Origin of the sequence: Okeania sp. SIO2F4, assembly GCF_010672385.1 — a bacterium.
Classification (GTDB): Bacteria; Cyanobacteriota; Cyanobacteriia; order Cyanobacteriales; family Microcoleaceae; genus Trichodesmium.
Map to the genome: position 1 here is coordinate 1 of NZ_JAAHGT010000218.1, position 11,785 is coordinate 11,785.

The window sequence follows — 11,785 nt, forward strand, 5'->3', positions numbered from 1 at the left end:
TAACAGGGACTGACCTTGGAGCAAATGCAGTCCCTGTTAATAGAAGTAGGACTTTAGTTAACCATTCCACCAGCAGCTTGCAGACGTGCTCTTGCTCGCTTTAAGGTTTGTTTAGCTTGAATCTTTTCTTGAAGATTATCACTACTTTCAGCAGTTTGCAGACGTTTTTCGGCTTCCTCGTATTCTAAACGAGCTGCTTCTTTGTCAATTTCATCTCCTCTTTCAGCACCATTAACAAGTATAGTTACTTCATCTGCTTCTACTTCAGCAAAACCACCCATCAGAGCGATCGGCATCCAGTCCTTTTCAGCACGAACTCGCATTACACCTGCATCAAGAGCGCTTAACAGTGGAGCGTGCCCACTTAAAATTCCTAATTGACCTGTTGTACTAGGTAGGATTACTTCTTGAGCTTCTGAGTCCCAAACTGTTTTGTCGGGAGCTATTACACGCACAGTTAATGTCATTTGTCAATGATTTGTTATTGTTTTTTATATGTCAGTTGACTGTAGCTCTCAGGATTGATAACCAACAAGTCAACTGTCAACATTTATTTGCTAGCTGACTACTAACAGGGTAAGCATGACTATGCTTCTGCTTTCATCTTTTCAGCTTTAGCCATTACTTGGTCAATACCACCCACCATGTAGAAAGCTTGCTCTGGTAAATCATCAAGTTCACCAGATAAAATCATTTTGAAGCCTTTCATGGTATCTTCCAACTTCACATATTGACCAGGAGAACCTGTAAATACTTCAGCTACAAAGAATGGCTGTGATAAGAAACGCTCAATCTTACGAGCACGAGCTACAACTAGGCGGTCATCTTCTGATAATTCATCTAAACCAAGAATGGCGATAATATCTTGAAGTTCTTTGTATCTTTGTAGAGTAGATTGTACTGAACGAGCAACATTATAGTGCTCATCACCAACTACACTTGGTTGTAACATAGTAGATGTAGAATCTAAGGGGTCTACTGCTGGATAGATACCCTTAGAAGCAAGACCTCTTGATAATACTGTAGTAGCATCTAGGTGAGCAAAGGTAGTAGCAGGAGCAGGGTCTGTCAAGTCATCCGCAGGTACATATACAGCTTGAATAGAAGTAATTGAACCTTCTTTTGTAGATGTAATTCGTTCTTGCAACTCACCCATTTCTGTACCAAGGGTAGGTTGATATCCCACAGCAGAAGGCATTCTTCCTAAAAGAGCAGATACTTCAGAACCAGCTTGTACAAATCGGAAGATATTGTCAATGAATAGTAGTACGTCTTGCTTACTAACATCCCGGAAATATTCTGCCATTGTCAAAGCTGACAGACCGACACGCATCCTAGCTCCTGGTGGTTCATTCATCTGACCATAAACCAAGGCCACTTTAGATTCGGTGAGGTTTTCTGGGTTAATCACCCCGGACTCAATCATTTCATTATAAAGGTCATTACCTTCACGAGTCCGTTCTCCCACACCACCAAACACGGATACTCCACCGTGAGCTTTAGCGATGTTGTTAATTAACTCCATGATGATAACGGTTTTACCTACACCCGCACCACCAAATAGACCAATTTTCCCACCACGACGATAAGGAGCGAGTAGATCTACAACTTTAATACCTGTTTCAAAAACAGCAGGTTTTGTTTCTAGTTCTACAAGTTTAGGAGCTGGACGGTGAATTGGGGATTTGTCCTCAGTTCCAACTGGACCTAGTTCGTCTACAGGTACACCGACAACATTAAATATTCTACCAAGGGTGGCGGTTCCTACTGGTACACTAATTGCAGCACGGGTATCTACTACTTCCATACCACGTACCAGGCCATCTGTGGCGCTCATAGCCACAGCTCTAACTTGGTTGTCCCCTAGAAGTTGTTGTACTTCACAGGTCACGGACACATCTTGTCCTGCTTCATTTTGACCTGTAATTGTTAAGGCGTTGTAGATTTCTGGAAGATTTCCACTAGGGAATTTAGCATCTACTACTGGACCGATAATTTGAGTAATATATCCTACGTTTGTTTTTTCTGCGGTGCTTACCATTCTACCTATCTATAAATTATTGACTTATCCGAAATTGCTCGGAAAGGTTTTGGTTTGAAGATTAATATCTTACATATTCTCCTATGTTCTACATGGGAGATTCATACTGACATATTTCTAAACTAACCTTGTGGTATAGTTTAGGCTTTTGACTTCTCAGTCGCGATACCCCATCGGACTTGACGAAGTTCTAAGGACGGGATGCCCAACCGCCCTGTGTTTTATACTTTTTCCCTCTTAAAAAGCCCATTTAGGGGGAATTGATATTTTGAGATAGTGCTTCAAGACATGAGTTTATCATTAACTTTTGGCTTTTCCCAGACAAATACGGGGCATTTCAATTATTAAGAAAAACCTTAGTTGTGCAACATTTAACCTACTCAAAGCTGACTCTTTGAATCTGCACACGCATCACCAATTATTATAGTGAAGGCTGTTGCCGGCCAAGTCTTGCTGTTTGACAAAAAGACCCTCGCGTTTTGACAGTTTGGAGTATCGAAGTCTGTTCGCTCCCCACACTGTAACTTCACTCAGTCCATTTTTTCATGTCCTAAAAGGGCATAGGTTGAAACCCAATTTTCCGGTCATTTTTTAGAGTATCACTGAAGCGTTCATCCAGGATGATATTAATTATTTTGCTCACGAATTTTCTGTATGATACTGAAATAATTTTGCATATCACTTTATATGACTATTGTCAAATATAAAAAAACAAATAAAATATAATGTCAACAATAATGTTAAAATTGTTGCTCGTCCTTATATTATTACTTAACTATTATCAGTATCTGGCCTGACCTTAATACGTTTAATAGGTAAATTGGCCACTAAAGCAGTAGCTCTTTGATTATTTTCTAACAAAAATTCTGAATCACTATCATCTATTTCGACATAGCGAGATACTACTTCCATAATTTCTTTTCTCATTGCTTCAATGATTTCTGGATTTAGATCGGCGCGGTCATGGGCAATAACTAATTTCAGACGACGCTTAACTTCTTCACGACTATTAGGAGTATTTTTAGAAAAAAGTTTTTCTATAATTTCGTTTAGCATTAGCTTATCTTTAACTAAGATAGTTAATTTATGAGGTAGGTTGAGGTAAGATTTTCAAGGATCAAATAACTTTAGATGACAATAGTTTGCGCAACCAAGTAAAAAAGTTTTCTGGTGGGGGGTTCAAGTCTATAAACTCTACTTTTTCTCCATCCAAACGACGAGCAATATTATTAAATTCTGAACCTGCTTGAGAAATATTTTCTGCTAATACTAAAGGTTCTCCTCGGTTAGTAGATACAATTACTTTTTCGTCATCTGGAATAATTCCCATGAGTGGAATAGCAAGTATTTCCTCTACATCTTGTACAGACATCATTTCATCAGCTTGCACCATCAGGGGTCTAATCCGATTAACTATTAGATGAATATTTCTGACATTATTTGCTTCTAGGAGTCCAATTACTCTGTCTGCATCACGGACTGCAGATATTTCTGGGGTTGTAATAATTATAGCTTCTTGGGCTGGCGCGATCGCATTCTGAAAACCCTGTTCAATTCCAGCAGGAGAGTCAATCAAAATATAGTCATATTTTGGCATCAACATATTTACTAATTCCTGCATTTGTTGAGGAGTAACTACCTCTTTCATCCGGTTTTGAGCGGCGGGTAAAAGAGATAAACGGGGTTGTCGTTTATCTCTAACTATTGCTTGTTCAAGGCGACATTCTCCTGCTAAAACTTCTACTGCTGTATAGACAATTCTATTTTCCAAACCCAGAAGTAAGTCCAAATTTCTCAAACCGAAATCTGCATCAATTACTGCGACTCGGCGACCTTGTTGAGCTAAAGCCATGCCCAGGTTGGCTGTGCAGGTAGTTTTGCCCACTCCACCTTTACCAGAAGTAATCACAATAATTCTGCTCATAAGCTATTAGACATTAAGTAATTGTGTATAGTCAATTGTTGTTACAATACAAAGGATAATTGTGTCAATAAAATTTTGTTTTTGCCAAATTAAGTTAGTTAGCAAAGACTTTAAAACTGATACATTCTAAACTTTGTATGAGTATTTTTCCCGCCTAAATTTTAACTGTTTATCTTGAGGCCATTAATTGCGAGAGATTAAAAATATAATTTTTAGAGATTTCTCATCTATATCCTAAATAAATTTATCAAAATAATTGGGTCTAAAACTTCGCCTTAAAAGGCGAAATGTTTTTGGAGGGGAGCTTAAATCCCCATTACAAAAACAACTTCCGACTTCTGAGTTCTGAATTCTGACTTCGTTAACGATATATCTTAGCAAAATCTTTAGCTCTGCTAATGCGAATCCCTTGGTCTACCACATAAGCCACTTCAGGATAAAATTGGACTGGTGCTTTTTCTGGCCCACGAGCAACTTGCTCAGCAATCCTAATGAGAGTTGGTTCCATTTGCAAAGTGATAATCACACTTTTAGAATTTCCTTTAGCACCTGCATGGACTACTCCCCGTAAACGACCCCATACAAGAATATCCCCATCTGCAATTACAGAGCCACCTGGATTCAGGTCTCCTACAATTATTATGGTACCTGGATGTCGAATTTCTACTCCAGAACGTACAGTCATTTGTAGATAAAGTGGTTCAGCTAAGGGTTGAACTTTTTCTACAGGAGTTTGACTTAGGGTACTCAAGACAGATTTTTGTTCCACAGAATAACCTACTGTAGCTGCTGCTACAGCAGTCTGACGACGTGATGTGCTAATTTTTTCTAATTTTAGTTCTACTTCTAAGAGAGCTTCAGCTATTTCTTGGAGTTGACGAGTATCTAAGAGACGGTCAAATGCAATTAGCTCTACTTCTGTTTTTGGCTGCCAAAATCTTTCTCCCGCTTTGAGGCGTTGCTTTAATTGTTGCCAAATTTCTGTCCAAGTCATGGCTGTTGGACTTTCCATATCACCATGATTAGATTCTGGTGGCAATAGTAATAACAACTTTCCTTCCTCTGTTTTGAACCTGACTTGTAAGTTGGTACTTACTTCTTGTGTTGAGGTGGAAGTAGTTGAGACGGAAGCATCAGAAGCATCAGAAGACATAAAGTACGGGATGTTTTTTATCTTTTTCCTATGGGCAAACTATCCTATCATATCAGTCATTAGTAAGGAGTTTAGGAGTCAGGAGTCAGGAGTCAGGAGTCAGGAGTCAGGAGCTAATTTCAAGGTACTCTCTACAATAAACAAATCAGGTAATTATGAGCATTAAAAGGGGAGTAATATCAAATCCGGTAGTATCGGTATAAAAAAGCAGAGAAACCGGGGAAAGTATCAAATGCCCTTGTAGGGACGTTGCATGCAACGTCCCTACCATTAACCTCCCACAAACCCGGTTTCTGATAACGCTTCCATGAAGAGCGGATTTGATATAAATGAGTAGGCGAACAAGCAAAAAATATTTACCACGTCAAAATTCTAGTTATTGTACCTAATAGACATAGGCGTGAAAATCCAAAATAAAATCAATTCTTATCCATAAATTATCAATTACTTTTCCCTGTTCCCTGTTCCCTCTTTTTTTGATTTTCTATTTTGTCGGCACTGAGCTAATTTTCTTTATGGCACCTTTACTCTCCTTAGTCAAGTAGATGCCAGCTAAAACTAATAAAAAGGCTATCCAGTTTAGATAGGTTAATGGTTCAGCAAAAATCAACCAAGCAAAAATAGCAGTCAGTAAAGGTTCAAGCAACATTGATATAGTAACAAAGCTAGAGGAGAAATGTTTGAGGTTGTGGATAAGTAACCCGTGTCCTAATATTTGACAAAGAAGACCGAGACCCAATACTGCTAACCAAGTTTGCCAGGTTTGCGGAAAAATTTGGTCTTCAGTGATTAGTGTTAGACACAAGGTAAAGCAGAGGGAAAAGAAGCATGACCATAAAAGTATTTTAGTTGCCGAGAATTTGGAGCGGAGTTTCTCTCGAATTAGGTAGTTTGCTGCATAAAAGACAGCAGATAGCAAAGCTAAAGCATCACCCCCAAGGGAACTAGCATCAGCTTGAAAGTCTCCCCATCCGATGGTGATGACTCCGATCAAGGCTAAACTCATCCCCAATAAAAACTTAAGATCGAAGCTTTGAGATAGAAATAGCCATCCTCCTAATGTCGCAAATATGGGAGTCATATTATGAAGCAAGTTTGAGTTGGCTACACTTGTTTGAGTTAAAGACCATGCCCAGAAAAAAGTTGCTAAAGTTCCAAAAATAGATGAAAGAATAAAGTCGCCCCAATCTTTTAATTCAATATTTTCTTCGGGCTTTGTTAAATTACTAGCAATGCTCAAACTTTGAATTCGATCCCACAGATATAAAACAACAAAAGCAATTAAATAGCGATTAAAAATTGTTCCTGCGGGGCCTAGTTCACTTTCACTTAGTCGAATGAAAATAGCAGCGAAAGATAATATAAAAACTCCTATTAGCAATGATGGCATAGCTAATTTAAAATCTAGAGGTTGAGTGTTGTTCTGTATTGGCTTATCTTTTTTTGTTAGCATTAAAATTTATAAAGGAGTCTTTGTTCTATGTATTTAAGTATGACTGGAAAATTGGGGTAGTTACGCCTCCTCTTTTAAGGGGATAAAATCAAGAATATTCCTTATTTCAATCCCGATGGTTCACTTGGAGGTACTGATAACTGATAACTGTTAACGCAGTTCCTCCGATAGGAGGCTAACTGATAACTGAAATGACTGGACAGTACAAAGTTCTGGATATATACAAATAAGGGAATTAGATAGGTTTGCCCTGGTTGGATAAGTCCTGTATGTGTTGATGAGTAAAATAAATTTATATAAAAACCTAATTCTTTTTAATAGATTTAATAAAATGTAATTCCCAATTCATATAACATTTATCATCTTCTAAATAATATCCTAAATATTTTTCAATACCCTCTAGAATCTGGTTATAGTTTGCTTGATCGAGACCGAAAAGTAACTGGCAATAATGTACCATATTAGCCACTGAATCAAAACACCAATTATAACTAATAGAAGCGTTATGTAGGACTTGAAAATTAATAAATTTTAGTTTTTATTTTGTTTGTTCAGTTAAAAAATTACCTTGATGCCCCATAGAATTATATTGATCGACAAAAATGTCTAAAAATTTAGCAACTTTGGAATTTTTTAAAGCATCTGCAATGCACAATATTCCGCTTGGCTTTAATAAACGGTAAGCTTCTTTGTCAAAATTAACTTTGGGATCGACATGATGTAAACCAGCAAAACTCATAATCCGATCGATACTATTTGAGTTAAGAGAAGTATTACTAATATCCTCACAAACTCAAATAGTATTGTTAGCTGTATTTTGAGAATCTTTAATAAATTCACTTGATGTTTCTATAGAGATGATTTTTAGATTCTGCTGAATAAAATTACTGATATAGCATCCCCCTGAAGGTACATCACAAATAATTTGATTATTTTGTAAATCAGACAATCTAATTATATTGTTAAATTCTTCTGCTCTCGCGAGAGGATACTTTACCATTGCTTGATGGTAATAAACACCCCGTTGGTTAAATATATCTTTGTAACTTTTAAACATTTTGTTGACTCGAATTTTACTCCATCATATCATGTCCGGTTGGATAGTTATAATTAAAGCTCGTAGTAGGGCTTTAGCCCGAAGATATATAGGGCTAAAGCCCTACTACAAACAAAAACTTTTTTATCACTTATCTAATTGTAATCGTTGCAGTTCATTACAAGCATGATGTAGGGAATATGGAGCATTTTCATCAAGTCCTTGAGGACAAATATCGGATGCTAATTTTATTGCTGAAGCTTGAGCTAATGTAATTCTTTCCGTTGTATTTAGAGTTTTATTTTTATAGTCATCTTGTTCATGACAATCTTGATTACCGTTAATATAATAAAACCAAGTTTCTATATTTCTGGCAGGCACAAAAATAGCTATTTTTTCATTAGGTAAACGCATATCTTTGTTTCGCTCTCCTTCTTCTTTATTCACAGCCATATTCAGAGAACGAATTCTTTCATATACAGTTTTATGGTCAGGATCAATCATTACTATTACTGCAATATCTTGATAATTTTTTATTCTTCTATAATCTTTTAAAATTTTGGGATAATACTTTAAAATCGAAGCATTATTATTTTTAACTTTCAAACCTTTAGGATTTGAAAAACAGGTAATATCTTCAGATGATAAACCTCGAATAGTTAAATATTGCCGAATAAATCTTTCTTGGTCAATATCTTCACACAAAATTGTTACTTTAGTCATTTTTAGCAATATTAATTTAGAAGTAATATCAAATCAAAAGATAGCAACCGGGTTTGTATTAAATCCCCACAATACTAATATTTACCTTCAACAAACCCGGTTTCTTGAAACATAATTTTTATTCAATCATCATAAATCCATCTAAGTTCTATCAGTTTGGCAATTGATAAACCGTCTTCATCTTCTTGAACTATTTTCTGTACCCGCACAGGTTGATTCTCTTGTCTTTCAAACCAATAACCTGAATTACTGGCTAAATAGTTAATTAAAGATGGGTGATGAGAAATTAATAATGCTTGTTTTTGATTCGACTGACAATAATCAAAAAGTTTCATCAGCCAAGGTTGTATTTCTGGTAAAGCTAGAAAGTTTTCTGGTTCATCAATACATAAAATACAATCGGTTTCTGGTGTGCAAAATAGTAAGGTGTATAGAGCGATTAATGTTTTTTGACCTTCTGATAATTCGTTGAGTTTATAAGATGTTTTACTGGGAAGGTTGAAAATTGCCGAAAGAATTCTGGCTTCTCCAGATTTTTGATTTTGGAAAGAATTAAAACCTTTGATTATTTTTTGTAATTCTAGTGTAAGTTCAAATATTTGATTGATAAATTCTTGAGATAAATGACTATACCAAGCAGCATAGTTTGACATATCTCTATAAGGATGTTTTTCCTCTTGACGACTTTCTGTTGTCATGGCAAAAGGATTTATTTGAACAATAAAAAAATTGGCAATTAATTTTTTAAATAAAGTAAGTTTTTGTTGGTCTGGTCTTTCAGGAACAAAACCTACTCCTGAGCGTGAGAAATCAAAATATGTAAGCATAGATCCTTCGGTGCTAGAGTAATCATTAAATAGTCTTGCAAAAGGAATTTCTCCGAAAGTTTGCTCGATATTAAACTCAAATAGAAGTTTTTTATTGAAGGTCAATTTTTCATAACGCATTCTGGGAAAAGAATTATCTGGATATTCGATTTCTAGAACATATAAATATGTACCTCCGTTTCCTGCAATTTCTAACTCAAATTTATGAACAGGTGAGTTTTGCCATCTAGTTAAATCTTGCTGATGAAAAATTTCTGAGACTTGATAATATTTTCCATTAGTTTCAAATTCTCCTAATATAAATTTTTGGAGTTTATGCAAAACTTCAAAAACTGTTGTTTTTCCCGAACCATTTGCTCCTAGTAGTAAGTTTATATTTGAGAATTTAATTTCAAAGTTAACCAGACATTTAAAGTTGTTGACGTAAAGTTTTTTTAGCATTAGCAGAATTGATAATTTGAAAAAAAAGAATAAAGCACTTTTGATATCTTGCCATTATGCAATACTACACAAGATGAAAAAATGCTTTTTTTGAGGTAAAAAATTTATTTATCTCAAACTATTTATCTTAATTTTTGAATTTTTATTTTAGACTTAATTACTGGAGAGTACAAGGTTCTTCTAAAAACGGTTTACTTTCAAGACTGAAAGTATTACTGGTAAAGCCTTATAGCATGTATAGCTGTGAAATAGAGAGGGAGTGGTGATAGCCATTGCTAGCTATGGCTATTTTAAGAACTTTGCACTGTCTAATTAATTCTCTAGCCTTTAAAAAGATTCTTTAAATGGTCTTAAGTCAAGTTCGTGAGTCCATGCGCTCGAATGTTGTTGGTGAATTGCCCAATAGGTTTCTGCAATAGCTTCAAGTTGTAATAAACCCTCCTTACCTTTTTGGGAAACAAAATTTGGGAACCTTCTACGAGAGTTTTCCCCATCAATAACACCATCAATAATTACATGAGCAACATGAATACCTTCTGGACAAAATTCTCGCGCCATCCCTTGAGCTAAAGCTCTCAAACCTGCTTTTGCTACTCCGAAAGCTGTAAAAGGTGGTTTTCCTCTTAACGAAGCAGTTGCTCCTGTAAAAATAAGGGTACCTTGTTGTCGCTTTTTCATGGTAGCGATCGCTTGTTTTCCAAATAAAAATCCACCAAAACAATTGTTTTGCCAAAGGTTGATAAAGGTTCCGCTGTCTGTTTCTAATAAGGGTGCAGGAATATTATTACCAGCGTTGTAAACAGCAAGAGCAAGAGGATAACCTGCTTTTTCCACGACTGTAAATAGTTGTTCGACATCTTGTTCGACTGTTGCATCAGTAACAACAGTAGTTGCGGTATTCCCTTGTTGCATAATTTTTTCCACAATTAACTGTAGTTGATCTCCGCTACGACCAGCAACAAAAACGTGCAAACCTTTTTTGGCAAAATATTTAGCAAGTGTTGCACCTAAACCTTCTTCTGAACCAACACCTATGACAACTGCCGCAGATTTTTCACTCATTTTATTCTTCCTAAAACTAATAATTTTGGACTACTTTTTCATACCATGTTCTGGAAATGGGAATGTAAATTTAGATTTTAGATTTTATGGAGGCTTTTTGGCAGAATATCTATATTTTACTAACTGTAATTTACCTGTATCTATTGATATAGTTAACTTTCAATATCCTGAAAAAAAATTTTTTCTACCCCCTTGACACTTTATGTATTATTTATGTAGTATATAAATGTGGCAGTTAAAGGAGAGGAAAACAACCTCTAGAAAAACAAGCCATATCTGCACCTTGAAAACTAAATAATTAATCGGAATTTTCACAAATATACATTAGGTATAACAGCAGTCAGAAGTTAAATTATTGTTGTGAATAATGTTGATAATTTTTGGATAAGTCTAATAGTAATAGAGACTACTATAGCAATTCCCACGGTCATAAGATACATTTACGATCCCCCTAAATCCCCCTTAGAAAGGGGGACTTTGAAGGCTCCTCCCTTTTTAAGGGGGGCGGGGCGATCTAAAACTGTACCTCATAGATTAAAGAAGTACTATACATTATACAAAATCTATTTGAGTTGTCTATACTATAACTTTAAACTTGTGAAATGTGAGTTCTTTTAAATTCGATAGACTGCAATACGATCAATCTTTTATTAATCAGCAAAAAGTAGAAAATTAACTAGAAAAATATTCTGTTTTCTTCAGATAAAAAATTAGGAGGTGTTAGTATGGTTCATATTAGATTTGAAGGGCGTTCTTATGATGTGACTGAAAATCAACTAGGCATCACAGAAAATATGAAAGAAAATGCTATTAAAGAACGTCTATCTCAATATTTTGATGTGGGTAAAGAACGCTTTAATTCCTATATTTTAGACCATCGTTCAAGTGGGGATTTAATTGTTCGTCCCGAAGCAGTTTATGGTTAAATAAAATGTAAGCATTCAGCCGTCAGCAATCAGCTATCAGCATAAAAGCTTTATTAATTAAGCCAGAATAAAGTCTTACTACAAAAGTGATTTATTTTAAAACTTGTCCTTAAAAGTAGAGTCTTAATTCTGTTTGCGTAGGATTCCGCAGAAAAAGCTGACAGGTAATAGCTGAATACTGAAAGCTATAATATTCCGA

At 35.6% G+C, this 11,785-nt stretch carries 12 protein-coding genes; 1 reads left to right on the forward strand and 11 read right to left on the reverse strand.

All coding sequences use genetic code 11. The features are described from left to right. Window positions 1-53 precede the first annotated feature (53 nt). From atpC to F6K22_RS15645, 11 genes are all read right to left on the reverse strand, one after another. Window positions 54-467 carry an ATP synthase F1 subunit epsilon gene (gene atpC / locus F6K22_RS15595; RefSeq protein WP_293099331.1) on the reverse strand — a complete coding sequence of 138 codons (414 nt, stop codon included), beginning with the start codon at window positions 465-467 and terminating at the stop codon, window positions 54-56. Window positions 468-586: 119 nt separating this feature from the next. After that, a complete protein-coding gene (atpD, locus tag F6K22_RS15600) occupies window positions 587-2,041 on the reverse strand; it encodes a F0F1 ATP synthase subunit beta (RefSeq protein ID WP_293099334.1) in 1,455 nt (484 codons plus the stop codon). Between the two features lie 771 nt (window positions 2,042-2,812). Then, window positions 2,813-3,097 (reverse strand): cell division topological specificity factor MinE, encoded by a 285-nt coding sequence (gene minE / locus F6K22_RS15605; protein ID WP_293099337.1) that lies wholly within the window; start codon window positions 3,095-3,097, stop codon window positions 2,813-2,815. A 61-nt stretch (window positions 3,098-3,158) separates the two neighbouring features. Beyond that, window positions 3,159-3,965, reverse strand: a complete 807-nt coding sequence (gene minD / locus F6K22_RS15610; RefSeq protein WP_293099340.1) for a septum site-determining protein MinD — start codon at window positions 3,963-3,965, stop codon at window positions 3,159-3,161. A 361-nt stretch (window positions 3,966-4,326) separates the two neighbouring features. Continuing rightward, window positions 4,327-5,118, reverse strand: coding sequence for a septum site-determining protein MinC (gene minC, locus F6K22_RS15615; RefSeq protein ID WP_293099343.1), 792 nt, complete (start codon window positions 5,116-5,118; stop codon window positions 4,327-4,329). Window positions 5,119-5,602: 484 nt separating this feature from the next. After that, window positions 5,603-6,571, reverse strand: a complete 969-nt coding sequence (locus F6K22_RS15620) for a DMT family transporter (protein WP_293099345.1) — start codon at window positions 6,569-6,571, stop codon at window positions 5,603-5,605. Window positions 6,572-7,109: 538 nt separating this feature from the next. Beyond that, entirely contained in the window at window positions 7,110-7,352 is a 243-nt protein-coding gene (locus tag F6K22_RS15625) for a methyltransferase domain-containing protein (RefSeq protein WP_293099362.1), read from the reverse strand. A 12-nt stretch (window positions 7,353-7,364) separates the two neighbouring features. Beyond that, window positions 7,365-7,628, reverse strand: coding sequence for a hypothetical protein (locus F6K22_RS15630; protein ID WP_293099348.1), 264 nt, complete (start codon window positions 7,626-7,628; stop codon window positions 7,365-7,367). A gap of 126 nt (window positions 7,629-7,754) precedes the next feature. Continuing rightward, complete coding sequence (locus F6K22_RS15635; RefSeq protein ID WP_293099351.1) at window positions 7,755-8,330, reverse strand: hypothetical protein; 576 nt, start codon at window positions 8,328-8,330, stop codon at window positions 7,755-7,757. 122 nt (window positions 8,331-8,452) lie between these two features. Continuing rightward, the gene (locus tag F6K22_RS15640) at window positions 8,453-9,598 is read right to left on the reverse strand and encodes an AAA family ATPase (RefSeq protein WP_293099354.1); all 1,146 of its coding nucleotides are present in this window, start codon (window positions 9,596-9,598) and stop codon (window positions 8,453-8,455) included. A 327-nt stretch (window positions 9,599-9,925) separates the two neighbouring features. After that, window positions 9,926-10,660: an SDR family NAD(P)-dependent oxidoreductase gene (locus tag F6K22_RS15645; RefSeq protein WP_293099356.1), complete on the reverse strand. Its 735-nt coding sequence runs from the start codon at window positions 10,658-10,660 to the stop codon at window positions 9,926-9,928. 725 nt (window positions 10,661-11,385) lie between these two features. On the opposite strand from F6K22_RS15645, the gene F6K22_RS15650 reads away from it, so the two are divergent. After that, the gene (locus F6K22_RS15650; RefSeq protein ID WP_293099359.1) at window positions 11,386-11,586 is read left to right on the forward strand and encodes a hypothetical protein; all 201 of its coding nucleotides are present in this window, start codon (window positions 11,386-11,388) and stop codon (window positions 11,584-11,586) included. Window positions 11,587-11,785 lie beyond the last annotated feature (199 nt).

Coding starts and splice junctions, on each gene's coding strand:
- atpC (WP_293099331.1), bottom strand. CDS start 467: ATGACATTAACTGTGCGTGTAATAGCTCCCGACAAAACAGTTTGGGAC.
- atpD (WP_293099334.1), bottom strand. CDS start 2,041: ATGGTAAGCACCGCAGAAAAAACAAACGTAGGATATATTACTCAAATT.
- minD (WP_293099340.1), bottom strand. CDS start 3,965: ATGAGCAGAATTATTGTGATTACTTCTGGTAAAGGTGGAGTGGGCAAA.
- F6K22_RS15650 (WP_293099359.1), top strand. CDS start 11,386: ATGGTTCATATTAGATTTGAAGGGCGTTCTTATGATGTGACTGAAAAT.
- F6K22_RS15630 (WP_293099348.1), bottom strand. CDS start 7,628: ATGTTTAAAAGTTACAAAGATATATTTAACCAACGGGGTGTTTATTAC.
- F6K22_RS15620 (WP_293099345.1), bottom strand. CDS start 6,571: ATGCTAACAAAAAAAGATAAGCCAATACAGAACAACACTCAACCTCTA.
- F6K22_RS15640 (WP_293099354.1), bottom strand. CDS start 9,598: ATGCTAAAAAAACTTTACGTCAACAACTTTAAATGTCTGGTTAACTTT.
- F6K22_RS15645 (WP_293099356.1), bottom strand. CDS start 10,660: ATGAGTGAAAAATCTGCGGCAGTTGTCATAGGTGTTGGTTCAGAAGAA.
- minE (WP_293099337.1), bottom strand. CDS start 3,097: ATGCTAAACGAAATTATAGAAAAACTTTTTTCTAAAAATACTCCTAAT.
- minC (WP_293099343.1), bottom strand. CDS start 5,118: ATGTCTTCTGATGCTTCTGATGCTTCCGTCTCAACTACTTCCACCTCA.
- F6K22_RS15635 (WP_293099351.1), bottom strand. CDS start 8,330: ATGACTAAAGTAACAATTTTGTGTGAAGATATTGACCAAGAAAGATTT.